Raw genomic sequence first — 19,624 nt, 5'->3', positions numbered from 1 at the left:
TTTGAGGAGCTTGGTTTATATCCAATAGAAAAAGTGAATACGGGATGGCTTGCTTTATCAGCGTTTAGGAAATAAGTTGATAAAATGTGAAGGGTACAGGAGCCGTATACGAGGTCCGTACGTACGGTTCTGTGAGAGGGATGAGGCATAAGCCTCACCCTACTCGATTGTGCCTGTAATTTAATAACTTACACTTTTTATAGCTGAGCTAAATTAGTTTTCTCAAATTAATACCCATCTGCTTATATGAGCTCTATTTATCGATAAAAAGATACGTTAGAGCAGGGCGAAATTCACTATTTAGTTGTTCTTGGCAATTGCTCCATCATTGCTCACTCTCCTGGATCCATGCAGACGTATATCAGACATTTTTGACGCTGTTAGCGTCAGATGTAATCCCTTAAATTGATTAAGTATTTTTACGAGTTGGTATAAATAGTTATGTAATGAATTACTGTACATTAATTTGTTATATAGCCTAAAAACACGGGTGTGAATGAGTGAAATGTATTTGGCTGCATTTTTTTGTTGAATCACCGCAGTTTCCTCATTATAAAAAATTTAGTTGATATAATTTATATAATTAAGGCGTTTGTTAGAGAATTATATGTTTGCAAGTTTACTCATTTTATCTGCAAGTGTGGCGTATGACGCACACTTACCTCCACTCATTGAGTGGCAGGGGAAAAGCGTAGAGCTTTTACAAAAACAAGGGCCGTTAACTACTGACTTTGAGTTATCTGCAGGTGAAGCGTCGCCCGATTATGCAAATACAATGGCATTTGTTGATAGGTTAGTTGCTGCAAACCCTACTCAGTTTCAATCTCAAACCATTGGCTATAGTAATAGTAAACGTGCAATAAAAATGCTAATTGCCAGTGAGCAAGGTTTTTTTGAAGCAAGGCAAATGGCTAATAGCACTAAGCCAACTATTTTTATTCAGGCAGGAATACATTCTGGTGAAATAGACGGTAAAGATGCCATGTTCATGTTACTCAGAGATATAGCGACGGGTAAGCGCCGTGACATTTTAAAAAAGGTAAACATATTATTTATTCCTATTTTAAATGTAGATGGTCACGAACGTAGCAGTGCATTCAATCGCATTAATCAACGGGGCCCTGCAAAAATGGGCTTTAGAACAAATGCTAATAACCTTAATTTAAATCGTGATTTTACTAAATTAGATACCCCAGAAGTTAGAAGTGTTTTAAAGGTTATTAACGACTACAACCCAAATTTATACATTGATGTACACGTTACCGACGGCGCAGATTACCAATACGATGTGACTTATGGTTACAATCCGGTATTTTCGAGCGAATCGCCTGCGGTATCGGATACATTAAACCAGTTTTTTAAACCTCTCATTGACGATACGCTAGCGAAGCAAGGACACATCCCAGGACCACTTGTTTTTGTTATGGATAAACGCGACTTTAAAAAAGGGTTAGCGGGATGGGTTGCTACGCCACGTTTTTCAAATGGTTGGGGGGATTTAAAGTCATTGCCGACTATTTTAGTCGAAAATCATTCATTGAAGCCTTACAAGCAACGTGTATTGGGAACTTATGTATTTTTAGATGGTGCTATTACTGCGCTATCAAAGCACAGTCATGAATTAGCTAATGCAGTAAAAAAAGAACAAGAATTTGTTCCTAAACAGTTAATTGTAAAGCGTGGCTATGCCAAACAAGCAGATACTATTGCACAGTTTAAAGGCATTGAATATTCATCAAGCATGAATTCACTTTCGGGTCAAAATGAAGTGAAGTATTTGGGTAAAGCACATACATATACTGACTTATCTATTTATTGGCAAAAAGATGTACAACATACAGTTGAAGTACCTAAAGCTTTTTTTATTCCGCCTGTATATCGCAATATAATTAAGAAACTAAAGTTACATGGTGTCTCTATTAATAAACTTGAAGGGGCAAACACACAGCCTTTGAAAGTTGCAAAGGTGGCAGACTACACGTTTGATAAAGCACCATTTGAAGGGCGTTTTAGAGTATCAGCAACTTTTGATTACGTCCCTGCTATAAATGTAGATTTAGATGGTTGGTACCAAGTAAATACCCAACAAAAAGCAGGCGAATTAGCGGTTCATTTATTGCACCCGGAAGCCCCTGATTCATTTTTTGCGTGGGGTGAGTTTAATACTATTTTTCAGCGTACTGAATATATGGAAAACTATGCGCTAATTCCGTATGCACGCCAAATGCTAAAAGATAACCCAAAGCTTGCGCTTAAGTTTGATGAAAAACTTAAAGATAAATCATTCGCGAGTGACGCAGAGGCACGATTAAATTGGTTATATGAGCAAAGTCCATTTTATGATCAAGCGTACTTAAAGTATCCAATACTTATGTCATTCGAAGAAGAAGTTGTTATCCCGGATCAAAAAAGTAAAGAAATTTAATATGCAAATTATAACCATACTCGTCACTGCATTTGCACAAAATAGTCGTATTATTTGGTGTAGTGAAACTAAACAAGCCGTAGTCATAGACCCAGGTGGCGACCCTGATAAAATAGTAGCAGCCCTTAATGAGCATAAACTAGCATTAAGTGCTATTTGGTTAACGCACGGGCATTTAGATCATGTGGGTGGGGCTGATATTCTACGTAATCAATTTAACGTACAAATTATTGGCCCACAAAAAGATGAGCACTTCTGGTTTGAAAACTTACCTATGCAAGCACAAATGTTCGGGTTTAAACCCATTGAGCCTTTTTATCCGGATATTTGGCTAAACCATAACGATACCGTGAGCGTAGGTAAACTTAGCTTTTTAGTGAAGCATTGCCCAGGGCATACACCTGGTCATATTGTGTTTTATCAACAAGAGAATGAATGCGTTATTGTAGGTGATGTTATTTTTAAAGGCTCAGTAGGGCGCACTGACTTCCCTAAGGGGAACAGTGAACAACTTATAGAGTCGATTAAGACGCATATTTTAACCTTACCTGATAATACTAAAATACTGGCAGGACATGGTAGCGACACTACGGTGGGATTTGAAAAGAAAACAAATCCTTTTGTGAGTGGTAAGTTTGGTTAAGTTACTTATTTTAAGTTTACAAACTGCATAAACATTAAAAATAAGCAGACTGAGTTTTAAAATGGTTGTATAATTTAACCAGTTTATTTGATAAATAAGAAATAAAATGTCTCTAAATCACGTAGATCGCCAAATATTGGCACTTTTACAACAAGATGCTAGTTTATCAACCGCAGAAATTGCAGATAAAGTAGGCTTGTCTCAATCTCCATGCTGGCGTCGAATCGCTAAGCTAGAGCAAGATGGTTATATAAAAAGCAAAGTGGCTCTTTTAGATGAGAAAAAACTTGGCTTTGATATGCTTGTATATGCACATGTGCGTTTATCAAATCACGGTAAAAAGAATCTTGCTGAGTTTGAAAAGCTGATCATGAGCTACGACGAGGTAACAGAGTGTTACACTATGGCTGGTACCATGGACTTTATGCTACGCATAATTTCACAAGGCATAGAAGGGTATGAGCATTTTGTGCGCGATAATTTACTAAGCTTAGAATACGTCCAAGAAGTACATTCTAATGTAACAATGACATGTGTAAAACGCAGTACTTCCCTTCCTTTGTAAAAGCACTTCTTTTAAAAGCTAAACCATTTTTAGTTTAGCTTAACCACATAATGACAATTGTTAACTGAGCGCTAATTTGGTAGAATTTAGCGCTTTTTTTGATACCCATTACACCATTTGAGGACCTCAATGTTTAACTTACTCAGTAGGGCGCCTAGCTCTGCTAAAAACGATATTCTATCTGGATTAACTGTGGCGTTAGCCTTGGTGCCAGAAGCTGTTGCGTTTGCATTTGTTGCAAATGTAGAACCTTTGGTTGGTCTATATGCCGCGTTTATCGTTGGTTTAATTACGGCTATTTTTGGTGGTCGCCCTGGTATGATTTCAGGTGCAACCGGTGCACTAGCTGTTGTCATGGTAAGTTTAGTGCTTGATCACGGTGTTGAGTATCTATTTGCAACTGTGTTGCTGATGGGAATACTGCAAATTCTCGCGGGTGTATTTAAGCTCGGTAAGTTTATCCGTATGGTTCCTCATCCGGTAATGCTTGGTTTTGTAAACGGGTTAGCAATTGTTATATTTTTAGCTCAGCTAGGGCAGTTTAAAGTGCCAGACGGTATGGGCGGACAAGAATGGATGACAGGTAATCCATTATTTATCATGCTTGGCTTAGTTGCATTAACCATGGCAATAATCCACTTTTTGCCAAAATTGACTACAGCAGTGCCTTCATCTCTAGTTGCTATTGTAACTGTAACTGGATTAGTGATTGGGTTTGATTTAGAAGCGCATACAGTATTAGATTTCTTAAAAGGAATGACAGGCGACGAAACAGCAACAATCGCTGGCGGCTTACCTGAATTTCATATTCCTATGGTACCGTTTACTTTCGAAACGCTACAAATTATTTTTCCTTATGCACTTATTTTAGCGGCTATTGGTTTAATTGAATCATTATTAACGCTTAGCTTAATTGATGAGATTACAGAAACCCGTGGTCATAGTAATAAAGAATGTATTGGTCAAGGTGCTGCAAATATTACCTGCGGTATGTTTGGTGCAATGGGTGGTTGTGCAATGATTGGTCAATCAATGATCAATATAAATTCAGGTGGTCGCTCTCGTTTATCAGGTATAAGCGCTGCACTTATGCTACTTGGTTTTATTATTTTTGCCTCTAGCTTAATTGAAATGATCCCATTAGCTGCACTTGTTGGTGTTATGTTTATGGTAGTACTTGGTACATTTGAATGGGCAAGCTTTAAAATGATGAAGCGCGTACCATTATCTGATGCATTTGTAATTGTTCTTGTGTCGGGCGTGACGGTTATTACTGATTTAGCGATTGCTGTATGTGTGGGTGTTATTGTATCGGCTCTAGTATTTGCTTGGCAGCATGCGAAGCAGATATATACAACTAACTACATTGATCAGGAAGGCGCTAAGGTGTACGAACTACATGGTCCGTTATTCTTTGGCTCTGTTAAAAACTTTTCTGAGTTATTCGATGTGAAAAATGATCCTAAAAATGTGATTGTTGAATTTAAACACAGCCGCGTATCTGATCACAGTGCAATAGAAGCAATTGATACACTTGCTGACAAATACACAAAAGCAGGTAAACAACTTCATTTACGTCACTTAAGTAAAGACTGTACGCAGTTGCTTCATAAAGCACGAGATTTAGTTGAAGTGAATGTGATTGAAGATCCAACCTACAAAGTAGCATCAGATAAACTAGCTTAATTTACACAAGGCTATTGATATTTAAAAAGCGGAAGGCGGATAACCTTTCGCTTTTTTAGTGTCTCGACTATTTGTTTGCGGTAAGACTCTTAAAAAGCAAGGCAAGCTGTAGTGCTATGCAAACTCATAAATCTATATAATAAGACTACCTAATTTTGTGAAAATTAGCCCTACATAGGTAAAAATAATAAAAATAACAAACGCCTATTTTATGGAATTAGTTTTAACCATACGGAGTAAACATCTATTTTGAACTGGCAATCTTTAGTCGATAACAGGCAACGTTTTTTTTGGCTTTTGCAAATCGCGGGCTGGATTGGTTACGCGTTAGTAAATTATATCGGCTCTAAAGTATTTGAAATGCGTGATATATACGTATTTGTTATTTTATTGAATGCTTACGCTGGTTGTTTGATGACAGTGCCGCTTAGGTATGTTTACCGTAAAATTTGGAATGCCTCGCCCTGGGTGTTAATGATTGTAGTATTTGGTGCCTCTTATATAACGGGCACTCTATGGGCTGTCGTTCAAAAATTCAATCTATGGGAAATATACCGCCATGGCTATAGACCAGAGGAATGGTTTTATTACCTGCAGCAAGGTTTAGATTCGGTTTATATTATTTTATGTTGGAGTGGTTTGTACTTTGGCGTTAAATATTATCAGTTATTACAAAGTGAGCGACAAAAAGCGTTAAAGGCCACAACGATGGCACACGAAGCGCAACTAAAAATGCTCAGGTATCAGTTAAATCCCCATTTTTTATTCAATACACTTAACGCTATTTCTACTTTAATTTTGGTTAAAGAAAACAAAGATGCTAACTTAATGGTAGCAAGGTTAAGTGACTTTTTACGTTACACACTTAATACCGATCCAATTAAAAAAGTACCGCTTGAGCAAGAGCTACATGCGCTCATGCTTTACTTAGAAATAGAGCGCGTCCGTTTTGATGAGCGGTTGAAAGTAAATGTAGATATTAGCGAGCAAGCAAAAGAGGCTTTAGTACCGAGCTTAATTTTGCAACCAATTATAGAAAACGCGATTAAATATGCCATTGCCCATCTGACAGAAGGTGGTGTAATTGATATTAAAGCACAAGTATTTGCGAATGAATTATTACTAGAAGTGGGTGACAACGGCCCAGGCACTGAAATACTTGATGGCCAATTAGTTAACGCTCAAGGTGTAGGTGTTGCTAACACCAAAGATAGATTAAAAACGTTGTATGAAAATAATTATTCGTTTGTATTATCACATAATACGCCAAGTGGATTAAAAGTTAATCTGCGAGTACCTTTTGAGAAGGCTGTGAAAAATGACTAAAATAAAAACACTCATTGTTGATGATGAACCGTTAGCCCGTAAAGGTCTAGCAGTAAGGCTTGAAGAGTTCTCTGATATTGAAGTAATTAAATTATGTAGTTCAGGCGCTGATGCAATTGAAATGTGCCAAAGAGAGAAAATCGATTTGGTTTTTTTAGATATTCAGATGCCAGGTATGAATGGCTTTGAGGTGGCAAGAGCGCTTAGCGAGAGTACAAAAGTACTACCTGCTATTGTATTTGTAACTGCTTTTGATCAGTTTGCTGTAAAAGCATTTGAAATTCATGCTCTCGATTACATTTTAAAACCCGTTGATGATAACAGATTAAAACAGGCGGTAGAAAAAGTGCATACTTATTTAAAAACGCAGCAAGACAACGCCCATAAGAAAAAACTAGCGAGTTTTGTAGCCGGTATTACTGGTAATAATTGCGAAGAAATATTAAAAAAATTAGCCACTGGCGATACCTTAACAGATAGACGTTACCCAGAATCGCTTGCAGTAAAAGAGCAGGGTGAAATTATACGGGTACCTGTAGCGACTATCCAATGGGTTGATGCTGCAGGTGACTATATGTGTTTACACTGTGAAGATGGACAAACGCATATACTTCGTAAAACAATGAAAGAGCTTGAGCAAGAGCTAGACCCTCAGTTATTTGTGCGTGTACACCGCAGTGCAATAGTAAATACAAAACAAATTAGTAAGCTGGTTACACAAGTAAGTGGCGAGTATTTATTAGTACTTGAAAACGGACAAGAATTAAAAGTGAGCCGTAGCTACCGAGATAAGGTTAAAGCGGCATTAGCAAGTTAAAGCCAACGCTCTTATTACAGGCACAAAAAATGCGAGCTAAGCTCGCATTTTTTATATTTAGTAATTATGCAACAGTTACAATTTTCATAGTGTTAGTTGCGCCCACAGTTTCCATTGAGTCACCGTGAGTAATAATTACTGTATCGCCAGACTGTAAAGAACCTTGAGAAACTAAAGTATCAAGTGCCGCTTTTACCATACCGTCTTTTTCAGTTTTTGTAGAATCAAAAAATACTGGGTAAACACCACGATAAAGTGCTGTTTGACCTAATGTACTCGCATGGCGTGAAAGCGAGTAGATTGGTAAGCCAGAGCTGATACGTGACATTAATTTAGCCGTGCTACCAGATTCAGTAAGCGTGATGATAGCTTTAACAGAATCTAAGTGATTAGCTGCATACATAGCAGAAAGTGCGATAGATTCTGCATTGTTAGAAAAACGACTATCTAAACGATGCTTAGAAACATGCGTTTCTTTTTGAGATTCAGCTCCTAAACAAACACGTGCCATAGTTGCAACTGTTTCTTCAGGGTAATCACCTGCAGCTGTTTCAGCTGAAAGCATTACAGCATCTGTTCCATCAAGAACAGCATTTGCAACATCCATAACTTCTGCACGTGTTGGCATAGGGTTATCGATCATCGATTCCATCATTTGCGTTGCTGTAACTACAGTACGGTTTAATGAACGAGCACGACGAATAATTAGTTTTTGCTTGCCCATAAGAGCTGCATCACCAATTTCAACACCTAAGTCACCACGAGCAACCATTACAGCGTCAGACGCTAGAATGATGTCATCAACAGCTTCTTGCGTTTCAACGGCTTCAGCACGTTCAATTTTTGCAAGTAGTTGTGCTTTTGAACCAGCAGCTTCAGCAAGTGAGCGTACGTAGCGCATATCGTCGCCACTACGTGGGAATGATACGGCAATGTAATCTACGTCAATTTCAGCGGCAGTTATTAAATCTTCTTTATCTTTTTCAGTAAATGCTGGAGCAGTTAAGCCACCACCTAAACGGTTAATACCTTTATTGTTAGATAAAACACCGCCAACAGTTACAGTACAATGTACTAAGTGCCCAGCTACTTCATCAACAGTTAGTTGAATAAGGCCGTCATTTAGGAGTAGTAAGTCGTTAGGGCTAACATCGTTAGGTAATTCTTTATAATCAATACCTACAGAGTTAACATCGCCTTCGCCTTTTTCCATTTTTGCATCAAGAGTGAACTTTGCACCTACAGCAAGCGTTACCTTACCTTCTTTAAAAGTAGAAACGCGGATTTTAGGGCCTTGAAGGTCAGCAAGGATAGCAATATGCTTGCCTAATTTTTTTGCAATATCGCGTACAGCTTGCGCACGGTCTTTATGATCTTGGGCAACACCATGTGAGAAGTTTAAACGTACTACATTAGCCCCAGCGATAATAATTTTTTCTAAGTTGTTATCTCTATCGGTAGCAGGTCCAAGGGTAGCGACTATTTTCGTGCGTCTTAGCATCAATTTCTCCTGTTTGCTTGGTGAAAGCATGTTGACGTTATTTTGTTGAATTAAAATATCTATATTAGATTAAAATATTTTAACTATGTGCAAACTTCAAAGGTTTGCCACTATTTTATACAAAACTATTGTGTCATCATTATGACACCGGTGTCAGAATGCGTCAATGATCTTAATTTCAATTAGCGTTGCTTTTAGTCACCCCGAGAGCATTGATGTTTGATATAATTACGTAGCTTATTTATCTGTAATAAAAAAGCATGTTGTATGGGCTCATAGTTAGTATTTTATGACTGTATGAGTATAATGCACGCGGTATTATTTAATTTATACACTGAATTTTCTAACCAAATAGTTGTTACCGAGGAGGACACTAGATGCAAGTTGCATTAGTAGGGTTAGGCGTTATGGGAAAAAATCTTGCCCTAAACTTGATTGAAAAAGGGATAACGCTAGTCGCTTATGATAAAAACCCACATGCGGGTGAAGAGTTACTAAGTTGTGCCAAATCACAAGGCATGGCTGATAGGCTTCACATTGTCTCTGATTTAAGTGACATGGTAAGGCGTTTAGAGGCACCTCGTTCTATTTTATTACTTGTACCTGCTGGTGAGTTAGTTGATACAGTTTGTAATGAACTTGTAGAGGCCGGCGTTAATTGTGACGATATGATAGTCGATTGCGGTAATAGTAATTATAAAGACGGTATAACGCGTAAACTCAAATACCAAAATAAATTTGAATTTGCCACTATGGGAATTTCTGGCGGTGCAGAAGGCGCTCGCCATGGTCCTGCAATGATGGCAAGTGGTTCTGAAGGTGGTTGGGAACGTATTGAGCCATGGTTTGAAAAAGTAGCTGCTAGCTATAATGGCGACTCGTGTTTTGCACGTGTTGGCCAATCAGCAAGTGGTCATTTTGTAAAAATGGTTCACAACGGTATTGAATACGCACTGATGCAACTTATTGCAGAAGTGTACCAATTACTTCGTTTAGGTACTAATCGTTCTCCAAAAGAAGTAGCTGAGATATTTAATGACTGGTCAGAAGGTCAATTAAATAGTTATTTACTGTCTATTTCTAGCCATATATTGTCACTTGAAAATCATAATAATGTACCGCTTGCGGACTTAATTGATAATAAAGTTGGCGCTAAAGGTACTGGTCTTTGGACTGCGCAAAATGCACTCGAACTTGGTATTGCTGTCCCTTCACTTGTTGCTGCTGTTCAAGCTCGTCATTTAACTAATGCATGTAACACAACGGCTGCACAAGAGATGACATATGCATCTAAATCAACGAACAATGTTGAAATTGATTTAGAAGAGCTAAAAGACGCGTTCTTACTTGCAAGCTTACTTGCGTATCGTCAAGGTTTAGCGCTAATCAAAGGTGCATCACGTACTCATCAGTGGAAAGTAGATTTATCTAAAACGCTTCAAACGTGGCGCGCTGGTTGTATAATCCGTGCTGATTACTTAGATAGCGTTGCACAAGGTGTTGAATTTATTGACACTCTTGAAAAAGAGTCTAATTCTTTGCGCAAAATTACCGGTCAAGCAATAATGACTGGTTTAGCATTCCCTGTATTGGGTGCTACACAAACGTATTTAGCAACATTAACTACACCGAGTAATGGGCATTTAGTTCAAGCCCAGCGTGATTACTTTGGTGAGCACGGCATAAAAACCCACAGTGGTGAAATGTGTCATTTAACTGATTTAGTAGATATAGACGCTAAAGTTAGATAATAAGCAGTTGTTTAAAACGATAAGGGCACGCTATTTAGCGTGCCTTTTGTATTTTTAGCCATTAAAAATTAGCGGCTTAACTCACCACGTAAATTGTCTTGCATTAAATGACGAATCGTTTCGACTTCAAGCTTTTGGCTAAATAAATAATGTAACTTAGTTAAGCATGCTTCAAGGGTCATATCGTACCCACTAATTACACCAATATTTAATAGTGCATTACCTGTTGCATAGCCACCCATGTTTACATGACCTTTTAAACACTGAGTTAGGTTAACAATTACGACGCCACGTTTACTTGCTTCTTCGAGTATTGACAAAAAGCTCGGATCTTGGGGTGCATTACCAACACCAAAACTAAGTAGCACCAGTGATTTAATATTGCCATTGACCAAGCTTTTAACTACCTCTTGGCTAATACCAGGATACAGATAAAGCACTCCGATAGGTTGAGGTGTTATAGGTGTAACTTGCAGCTCATTTTCAACATATGGGCTAAGCTGACCTTTAATAAGTTGAATATTAATACCCGATAACGCGAGAGGATCAAGATTAGGCGATGCAAAGGCGTTAAACCCATCCGCGTGTGCTTTAGTTGCTCTATTACCTCTAAACAGTTGGTTATTAAAAAAGAGACTTACTTCAGCAATAGGATAATTTGCAGCTAAATACATGGCATTAAGCAAGTTTACTTGGCCATCAGAACGTAATTGTGAGAGCGGAATTTGTGAGCCGGTTACAATAACCGGTTTAGATAAATTTTCGAACATAAATGACAGCGCTGAGGCTGTATAAGCCATGGTATCAGTGCCATGGAGCACTACAAAACCATCATAATCTTGGTATTTATCTTTGATATCATCAGCAATGAGTTGCCAATGCTCGGGCGACATATCTGAAGAGTCTATAAGAGGGCAGTATTCGTGAATATCAAACAAAGGCATTTCATCACGATTAAATTCTGCGTTATTTACTACGGTTTCTGTTAAAAAACCTTCAGCCGGAATATAGCCTCGACTCGATTTTTTCATACCTATAGTACCGCCTGTATAAGCGATATAAATGCGTTTACGTTTCATAAAAAAAGCCCAGTAAAAAAACTGGGCCTAGTATAACGTTAAGCAGCTTTAAATACAGCTGATTAGGTGAAGCTATGCACTTTTATTGTGCAACATTACACACTAAACAGCGTGCGTATACACCTTGTGGATCGTTGTAATCTTTAAGGTTTTCAACTTCAGTGCTTAATTGATTAATAACACTTTGTAAATTAGCTTGCGTTGCTAACACAGATGTTTTTTGTGTTTGTAAACCAAGCATCGATTTAATAGATGCGTTACCAAAAATGTTTTGAATCATTTTTTCTTGCGAGCTTAAATCTTGTTTAATGGTTTTAACTTCATAGTGATTAAGTTTTGCAAGTGCTGCGGCTGCTTTTATAGCATCTTGTTTATCACCAAGTTTGTCTACTAAACCCAGTTCAAGTGCTTGAGATGCAATCCATACGCGGCCTTGGGCAATTTTATCAACTTGCTCAGGCGTCATATTACGGGCATCAGCGACAACGTTTAAAAAGCGACCGTATGCTTCTTCAACGCTCATCTGAATTACTTGACCCATTTTTTCGTTTAGGGGACGAGTGATAGAAAAACCAGCCATTTCGGTTGTTGCAACGCCATCTGAATAAACACCAATTTTAGATAAGGTTTTTTCAAATGTCATAAACGTACCAAATACACCAATTGAACCTGTAATAGTACTCGGTGCTGCCCAGATTTCGTTTGCAGCAGAGGCAATCCAATAACCACCTGATGCAGCTACAGAGCTCATAGAGGCAATAACAGGCTTACCAGCAGCTTTAAGCGCTAATACTTCTGCACGAATAACTTCAGAGGCAAACATACTACCGCCACCTGAATCAATGCGCAGTACGACCGCTTTAACTTTGTCATCAAGGCGTGCTTTACGAAGTAGGGCTGCTGTAGAGTCGCCACCAATTTCTCCAGCTTTACGCTCACCATCAACAATTGTACCTTTAGCAACTACAACGGCGACTTTTTCGGTAATAGGGTTATCAAATTCAATCGGTGGTTTAACTAAGCTTAAGTATTCACGAAATGAAACTTGCTTAAATGTTTTGCCATCTTCTTGTGCGCCAACTAAATCAATTAATTGTTTGCGAACTTGTTGATTTGTTTTTAAAGAATCAACCCACTGGTGGTCAAGTGCATATTTACCTGCATCGCCATCTGCAGCTTTCATTTTTTCAAGATATACGTCCATTGTCTCGTCGAAATTTGACTCATCAAATGGGCGAACCGCAGCAACATCTTGTTTGTATTCGCTCCAAAGAGCGCCTAACCAAACACGGTTAGCTTCCTTGGCTGCTTCAGACATGTCGTTACGAATGAAAGGTTCTACTGCTGACTTAAATGTACCAACACGGAAAATATGCTGCGTTACTTCAAGCTTTTCAAGTGCATCTTTAAAGTAAAGCGGGTACATGCCATAACCTTCAATACCTACGCTGCCGTATGGGTGCATAGCTATTTCGTCAGCATGCGATGCAATATAGTATTGCGCTTGAGTATAGTAATAACCCGATGCAATTACTTTTTTGCCAGCTTGCTTGAAGGCATCAATAGCCTTTGTAATTTGCTTAAGTTTATTTAAATGTGCTTTAGGCATCTCTTGTAAATCAAGCAATATCACCGTGATACGATCGTCTTTAGTCGCCTCGTTTATTACTTCAACAATATCGTCGAGTAATATTTCGCTTGGTGCTTCAGAACCAGAAGTTGCATCACTAATTGCGGCTTCAACTGGGTCTATATATGTTTTCTCTTCAACAATAGGGCCATTTAAGTTAAGCCTAAGTACAGAGCCATTTTCAACTATTATTTGATCATCGTCACTTGAGAGTGACACAAAGAAAACAATTACCAGTAATAAAAACAAAATGTTTAGTATTAAGCGACGAGAAAAATTAATTCCAGCCCAAATACCTTTAAATACCTTTGCTATCAAAATAGCTCCTTAATTTGGTACAGTTAATACATTAGTCCCATCTTAGCTTAGAATAAAAATAAATTTAACTGCTAAATCGTAACGAAGTGTTTATGAACCTATATAAACGTAAGTTTTTACTGCTATTTTTAATTAAATGCATGCACATATTGCTTATTACTTGCCATTAAAGCAGAATTAGCTAATGCATACAGGTTAGACCAGTTAACGGGGCACAAGATGTTAGAACAACAATTACAACTAAAACACACACAATTACGTAACCGCTTGGTTATGGGCTCAATGCATACAGGTCTTGAAGAGGGCTGGCATAACCGCAAACGCTTACGTGCATTTTATGAAGCACGTGCAAAAGGTGGCACCGCGATGTTAATTACAGGCGGATACAGCCCTAATTTACGTGGCAAGCTAACACCTATTTCTTCCTCATTTAATAGTTATTACGATGTGTTTAAGCATCGCGCTTACACAGATGCTGTGCATAAACACGGTGGAAAAATTTGTTTGCAATTATTACATGCTGGACGTTATGCATACCATCCTTTCAATCAAGCACCAAGTGCAATAAAAGCACCTATTAATCCTTATAAACCTAAAGCGATGTCGCTTGGTTCGATTAAAAAAACAATTAAAGACTTTGCGCATTCTGCCTATATGGCTGAAAAAGCCGGCTACGATGGCGTAGAAGTCATGGGTTCTGAAGGGTATTTGATTAATGAGTTTATGGCGCCGCACACCAATAAACGCGATGATGAGTTTGGTGGCAGCTTAGAAAATAGAATGCGACTTGCACTTGAAATAGTTAAAGCTGTAAGAGCAAAAGTATCTGAAAAATTCTTAATTATTTTTAGATTGTCGGTCATTGATTTGATTCCAAATGGTTCAACACCAGAGGAAGTTGTTATTCAGGCTACTGAACTTGAAAAAGCGGGTGTTGATATATTTAACACTGGCATTGGTTGGCACGAAGCGCGTGTACCGACTATTGCGAGTATGGTGCCACCGGGTGCATTTAAAGAAGCATCAAAACGTTTAAAAGACGTGGTGAGCGTGCCAGTTATTGCTGTTAACCGAATTAATACTCCAGAAATTGCTAACGATATTTTAAATGCAGGCGAGGCTGATTTAATTTCGATGGCACGTCCGTTATTGGCTGATCCTGAGTTTTTTAATAAGTATGTAAACAATCAATCTAAACAAATTAATATTTGTATTGGCTGTAACCAGGGTTGTCTAGATCACGTATTTAAAAATAAACGTGCTACGTGTTTAGTTAATCCACAAGCTGCATTTGAGCTAGATTACCCGCTAGAGCAAGCAGCCAAAGCTAAAAATGTATTAGTTGTCGGTGCAGGTCCTGCTGGTTTATCAGCAAGTTGTTACTTGGCTCAAAAAGGGCATAACGTCACGTTAATTGATCAAAAATCGCAAATGGGCGGTCAATTTAATTTAGCCATGCAGATACCGGGTAAAGAAGACTTTAACCATACACTTACTTACTTCACAAATGAGCTCGAGCGATTAAAAGTAACAGTGGAGCTTGGTAAAGCTTACGACGATTCAATGCTTAAAGATTATGATGATATTGTTTTTGCAACAGGCGTTAGGCCGCGTGAAGCCTCTATTAAATGTAGTGATGATAAGCGTGTGTTTGCTTATGACGAAGTCATACGCGGCGAAGTAGAATTGGGCAAATCAATCGCTATTTTAGGTGCTGGCGGTATTGGTTTTGATATGGTTGCTTTTTTAAGTGAACATAAATCACAATCCATTAGCGAGTTTAAAACGCAATGGGGGATTGAGTGTGATGCACAACCTCATAAAGACGAGCGCCAATTGTATATGTTAAAACGAAGTTCGGGTCGTTTTGGTAGTGAGCTTGGTAAAACCACTGGTTGGATACATCGCCAAGTTGCTAAACAGCATGGTGTTAAACAAATTGCTGACTGCCAATATCAAAGTTTTGATAAAAATGGGTTAACAATTAATGTTGCTGGAGAAGTTCAAGTACTGCCGGTAGATACTGTTATTGCGTGTATTGGTCAGGTTTCTAATAGTGAAGTACTAGAAGGTTACACAGATAACGCAAAAGTGCATGTGATAGGCGGAGCTAAACTAGCTGCTGCTATTGATGCTAAACGCGCTATTTTTGAAGCTCTACAAGTGGCGAGAAGTATTTAACCTTTGTAAATAAATTGAAATAGTTTATCAATTTATACGGTCTTTGTTGTTTATAGTCTATAACTTAATAAACATTGAACACACAGGATACGCATGAATAAACTAATCAGTTTTTATAACACAATACTGGGTAAACTATCGTTTTTAGATGGTTTACCTGCTTTACTATTTCGCTTAATCTTAGCTCCCGTTATGATCATCGCAGGTTATAACAAACTTGCTATAAGCACTGAAACAGAAGGCTTTCTAAGTAACTTTTTAGCGTCGCCTGATGTCGTTCAATGGTTTGGTAATAGTGAATGGGGTTTAGGCTTACCGTTTCCTGACTTACTAGCTTTTTTAGCTGGCTTGAGTGAATTTTTAGGAGGCTGGTTGTTATTATTTGGCCTTTTAACTCGCTTAGTCAGTATCCCGCTTATGTTCACAATGGTTGTAGCGGCTACTTCAGTACATTGGCATAACGGGTGGTTTGCAATAGCGCCGACTAATCCAGAAACAAGTGCTGCGCAAGTGCTCGATTGGTTATCAATTCCGGGCGCTAAAGAAAGCCTTGAAAACTCACTAGAAGTACAAGACCGAATAGGTAAAATTCGTGGCTTAGTTGAAGAACACGGGTTTCCTGATTATCTATACGAAAAGGGCAAGCCGTCTATTTTAAACAACGGTATAGAATTTTCGGCAATTTATTTTGCAATGCTCCTTAGCTTGTTTTTTATGGGCGGTGGGCGTTTTGTTAGTATAGATTACTGGTTAAGGCGAAATATTGTAAAAGAATAACGTATTTAATCTACTTTACTAACGGCCGCATAGCTTAACCCTTTGCGGCCGTTTTGCATTTTAATTTCTCGGTATTTATTTTTTAAGGGTTTAAATGTTACTCTAGCGTTTTGAATTTTGAGGAATCGTTATGAACGCTATCGAGCTTTTACTTACCCGCCAATCAGACTCTAAACTAACAGAGCCGGGCCCTACGCCTGAGCAGCTCGACATAATTAAGCAAGCAGCATTACGTGTTCCTGATCATGGCTGTATAGCACCGTGGCAGTTCATTGTTGCTCAAGGTGATGCACGCAATAAACTGGGTGAAATTTACCATCAAAGTGCAGTGGCAGAGCAACAAGAAGAAAAAGTAATTAACCGTGCTAAAGAGCTTCCCCTTCGTGCGCCTATGATTGTAATAGCAATTGCTAAATATCAAGAACACCCAAAAGTTCCTCGAATAGAACAAGTACAAAGCGCAGGCTGTAGTGTATTAGCGATGCAACAAGCTGCATTTGCCCAAGGGTTAGGCGGTGTTTGGCGCACAGGCTACTTTGCACAAAGTAGCGCGGTTAAAAAAGCGCTTAACTTACATGAGCAAGATGAAATAGTAGGGTATTTATATATAGGTACACCCGAAGTCGATTGTAAAAAGTCGCCTCGCCATAAGCCAGAACACTATTTTAGTAATTTGTGAAATAGTATGAACTTTGCGCAACTTACATAGTCATAATTCATTAAGGTTACAAAGAGTATTATTTAAAAGTTAATGACTTGGCTGTAAGAAGCGCTTGGAAGCACTAAATTTACTAAATCTTCTTCAGTTTGTTTTTTAATCGGTTGTTTTTTGATACATTATGGAAAGTCTTAATAAAAATAACGATAAAGAAGACGAAAACAATGGGAAATTTATTTTTACAGGAAAAAGAAAACTGGCTTGCGTGGTCAATTTGGGGAATTGTTGGTGCTTTTGTAACCTTGTATGTTGCAATGAGTACAAATGCAGCGCATTTTATAGCAGGCTCTGCAATAGGTATGCTAATACTGTTAACTTTGTGGATGCAACAGTCTAAACGTTTTGACTTTGGACGGGCATTTAAAGTGTGTTGTTATGTTTTAGCGCTAAGTGTACTCCCCGCTTTTATGTTTGTAATAGTGCCAAGTGATGATTTAAATCGATTTGACTTAATTTTTCAAACTGTAACATTCGCGGCATTGAGTTTATTGGCTTGTTTAATTTGTTCTTGGATTGCTCGCAGGCCTAAACAATATTACTGAGTATTGAATTAATAAGCGTGTTGAAGTAATTAGCTTAACAAAAGAGCAATGTGACTTGTTTTTAATCGTTTAATTATTATTTACGATTAATTTATATTTAGCTCTTTACAAGTAACACGTTTAACCATATTATTCGCGCCGTACGGAGAGATGGCAGAGTGGTCGAATGCACCGGTCTTGAAAACCGGCATGGGTTTATAGCCCATCTAGGGTTCAAATCCCTATCTCTCCACCATTATTTAAAAAAACCGCCTTATAGGCGGTTTTTTGCTTTGTGGAGTTTAATTAATGACTAAAGCAACAAACCTATCAACCTCACAGCTATTAATAAAACATCTTTTATTATGGGTGGTATTTGGTTACTGCTATCAAAGTGCTATTAGCTTGTTGGCAAAAATGGCGGTCGACGCACAACCAGAATATCCATTAATTACCGCTTTTGCTTATGGTCTTGGTTTTAATATTTTGGCTGCCCATCTTATTACTAAATATGATAGACATTGGCCAGTAATTGGCTCTGCTTTTATTGGTTTAGTAGGCTTAGTTGCAGTGCCATTTTTATTGTCTGGTGAATCTGGATTATTAGCTATTCCTTTACTTGTTGGAATTTTATTCACTTTACCGCTTTGTAGTTATATTGTTGGCCTAATTAAGCTAAAACTCAGCAAAAACTAGCCCCAAACGGGGTTTATTTTGTGATAGCATATACGTGTCTTTTAACTAACAAAACGTGAAAAACACATTATGTCAGATAATTTTACTACAGATGCTGAAAAAGCAAGTTACGGTATTGGCTTACAAATGGGTGAGCAACTTAAGTCTAATCCTTTTGAAGGCTTAAACCTAAATTCAGTATTTGAAGGCATGAAAGATGCGTACGCTGGTAGCGCATTTCAAGTTGAGATCCCTGAGATTCAAGCTGCATTCGAAAAGATTAACGAAGAGATCCAAGCTCGTCGTGAAGAAGAATCTAAAGTACTTTCTGCCGAAGGTATTGCATTCTTAGAAGAAAACGCAAAACGTCCTGAAATCACAGTAACTGAGTCTGGTCTTCAATATGAAGTACTAGCGACTGGCGAAGGCGAAAAGCCAACAGCTGAGTCTACAGTACGTGTTGATTACCACGGTACACTAATTAACGGTACTGTGTTTGATAGCTCATACGAGCGCGGTCAACCAGCTGAATTTCCAGTTGGTGGCGTGATCAAAGGCTGGACTGAAGCATTACAAATGATGCCTGTAGGTACTAAATGGCGTATCTACGTTCCTCATGAGCTTGCTTATGGTGAACGTGGCGCAGGTGCTGCAATCGCACCTTTCTCAACGCTTGTATTTGACGTTGAACTACACGAAATCATTTCTTAATTTAAATAAATTTTAAAATTAAGAGTTTAAAAAGCCGTATTCAATCTGAATACGGCTTTTTTGTTTGCCCAGCGAAGCTGGCAAACCCGATAGGCTGAAAGATGCCTTATCACCCTGACTAAGGGGAAGATAATCTGAATGGCAAGGGCGTCACTGGCCAACGGTGGGGTCTGAAGGAAGCCATAAGAAGTTAGAGGTACACAACTAACCGTAACCTGTTTCGGCAGTATTGGTGGGTCAGCGTGCAAAATAGCGCAACGCCCTATACTTAGTCAGACCAATACTGTGCTTGAGGGTGGG

General features: G+C 38.4%; 16 protein-coding genes and 1 tRNA gene. 14 read left to right on the top strand and 3 right to left on the bottom strand.

What is annotated here, in order from left to right:
* Nucleotides 1-607 precede the first annotated feature (607 nt).
* From QL998_RS17870 to QL998_RS17845, 6 genes are all read left to right on the top strand, one after another.
* Complete coding sequence (locus QL998_RS17870; protein WP_024606252.1) at nucleotides 608-2,425, top strand: M14 family metallopeptidase; 1,818 nt, start codon at nucleotides 608-610, stop codon at nucleotides 2,423-2,425.
* Nucleotide 2,426: 1 nt separating this feature from the next.
* Nucleotides 2,427-3,068: an MBL fold metallo-hydrolase gene (locus QL998_RS17865; RefSeq protein ID WP_024606253.1), complete on the top strand. Its 642-nt coding sequence runs from the start codon at nucleotides 2,427-2,429 to the stop codon at nucleotides 3,066-3,068.
* A gap of 106 nt (nucleotides 3,069-3,174) precedes the next feature.
* Complete coding sequence (locus QL998_RS17860) at nucleotides 3,175-3,633, top strand: Lrp/AsnC family transcriptional regulator (protein ID WP_002960703.1); 459 nt, start codon at nucleotides 3,175-3,177, stop codon at nucleotides 3,631-3,633.
* Between the two features lie 129 nt (nucleotides 3,634-3,762).
* On the top strand, nucleotides 3,763-5,319 hold the full coding sequence (locus tag QL998_RS17855; RefSeq protein ID WP_002960702.1) for a SulP family inorganic anion transporter: 1,557 nt from the start codon (nucleotides 3,763-3,765) through the stop codon (nucleotides 5,317-5,319).
* A 249-nt stretch (nucleotides 5,320-5,568) separates the two neighbouring features.
* Nucleotides 5,569-6,645, top strand: a complete 1,077-nt coding sequence (locus tag QL998_RS17850) for a histidine kinase (RefSeq protein WP_165743570.1) — start codon at nucleotides 5,569-5,571, stop codon at nucleotides 6,643-6,645.
* Nucleotides 6,638-7,462 carry a LytTR family DNA-binding domain-containing protein gene (locus QL998_RS17845; protein WP_290193198.1) on the top strand — a complete coding sequence of 275 codons (825 nt, stop codon included), beginning with the start codon at nucleotides 6,638-6,640 and terminating at the stop codon, nucleotides 7,460-7,462. Before QL998_RS17850 ends, QL998_RS17845 begins: the two co-directional genes overlap by 8 nt.
* Nucleotides 7,463-7,526: 64 nt before the next feature.
* On the opposite strand, the gene pyk is transcribed toward QL998_RS17845, so the two are convergent.
* A complete protein-coding gene (pyk, locus tag QL998_RS17840; protein ID WP_002962904.1) occupies nucleotides 7,527-8,963 on the bottom strand; it encodes a pyruvate kinase in 1,437 nt (478 codons plus the stop codon).
* Nucleotides 8,964-9,340: 377 nt separating this feature from the next.
* Between pyk and gndA the strand changes: the two genes are divergently transcribed.
* Nucleotides 9,341-10,714, top strand: coding sequence for an NADP-dependent phosphogluconate dehydrogenase (gndA, locus tag QL998_RS17835; protein ID WP_165743572.1), 1,374 nt, complete (start codon nucleotides 9,341-9,343; stop codon nucleotides 10,712-10,714).
* 68 nt (nucleotides 10,715-10,782) lie between these two features.
* On the opposite strand, the gene ansA is transcribed toward gndA, so the two are convergent.
* Together ansA and sppA are read right to left on the bottom strand one after the other, a co-directional pair.
* A complete protein-coding gene (gene ansA / locus QL998_RS17830; protein WP_024606560.1) occupies nucleotides 10,783-11,793 on the bottom strand; it encodes an asparaginase in 1,011 nt (336 codons plus the stop codon).
* 82 nt (nucleotides 11,794-11,875) lie between these two features.
* Nucleotides 11,876-13,741: a signal peptide peptidase SppA gene (sppA, locus tag QL998_RS17825; protein WP_290193197.1), complete on the bottom strand. Its 1,866-nt coding sequence runs from the start codon at nucleotides 13,739-13,741 to the stop codon at nucleotides 11,876-11,878.
* A gap of 219 nt (nucleotides 13,742-13,960) precedes the next feature.
* Between sppA and QL998_RS17820 the strand changes: the two genes are divergently transcribed.
* The 7 genes from QL998_RS17820 (at nucleotide 13,961) to QL998_RS17790 (ending at nucleotide 19,324) form a co-directional block, all read left to right on the top strand.
* The gene (locus tag QL998_RS17820) at nucleotides 13,961-15,922 is read left to right on the top strand and encodes an NADPH-dependent 2,4-dienoyl-CoA reductase (RefSeq protein WP_182195578.1); all 1,962 of its coding nucleotides are present in this window, start codon (nucleotides 13,961-13,963) and stop codon (nucleotides 15,920-15,922) included.
* 93 nt (nucleotides 15,923-16,015) lie between these two features.
* Nucleotides 16,016-16,699, top strand: coding sequence for a DoxX family protein (locus QL998_RS17815; protein WP_290193196.1), 684 nt, complete (start codon nucleotides 16,016-16,018; stop codon nucleotides 16,697-16,699).
* 130 nt (nucleotides 16,700-16,829) lie between these two features.
* Complete coding sequence (locus tag QL998_RS17810) at nucleotides 16,830-17,378, top strand: NAD(P)H nitroreductase (protein WP_024590138.1); 549 nt, start codon at nucleotides 16,830-16,832, stop codon at nucleotides 17,376-17,378.
* 203 nt (nucleotides 17,379-17,581) lie between these two features.
* Nucleotides 17,582-17,959: a hypothetical protein gene (locus tag QL998_RS17805; RefSeq protein WP_182769657.1), complete on the top strand. Its 378-nt coding sequence runs from the start codon at nucleotides 17,582-17,584 to the stop codon at nucleotides 17,957-17,959.
* 144 nt (nucleotides 17,960-18,103) lie between these two features.
* Nucleotides 18,104-18,194, top strand: a tRNA-Ser gene (locus tag QL998_RS17800).
* Nucleotides 18,195-18,247: 53 nt separating this feature from the next.
* Nucleotides 18,248-18,634 (top strand): hypothetical protein, encoded by a 387-nt coding sequence (locus QL998_RS17795; protein ID WP_182769656.1) that lies wholly within the window; start codon nucleotides 18,248-18,250, stop codon nucleotides 18,632-18,634.
* 69 nt (nucleotides 18,635-18,703) lie between these two features.
* The gene (locus QL998_RS17790; RefSeq protein WP_002962890.1) at nucleotides 18,704-19,324 is read left to right on the top strand and encodes an FKBP-type peptidyl-prolyl cis-trans isomerase; all 621 of its coding nucleotides are present in this window, start codon (nucleotides 18,704-18,706) and stop codon (nucleotides 19,322-19,324) included.
* Nucleotides 19,325-19,624: the final 300 nt, after the last annotated feature.

Source organism: Pseudoalteromonas sp. APC 3691, from assembly GCF_030408135.1.
In the GTDB taxonomy this organism is placed as follows: domain Bacteria; phylum Pseudomonadota; class Gammaproteobacteria; order Enterobacterales; family Alteromonadaceae; genus Pseudoalteromonas.
Note: the sequence above shows the minus strand (reverse complement) of the source record. Positions and strands in the feature narration are given on the sequence as shown.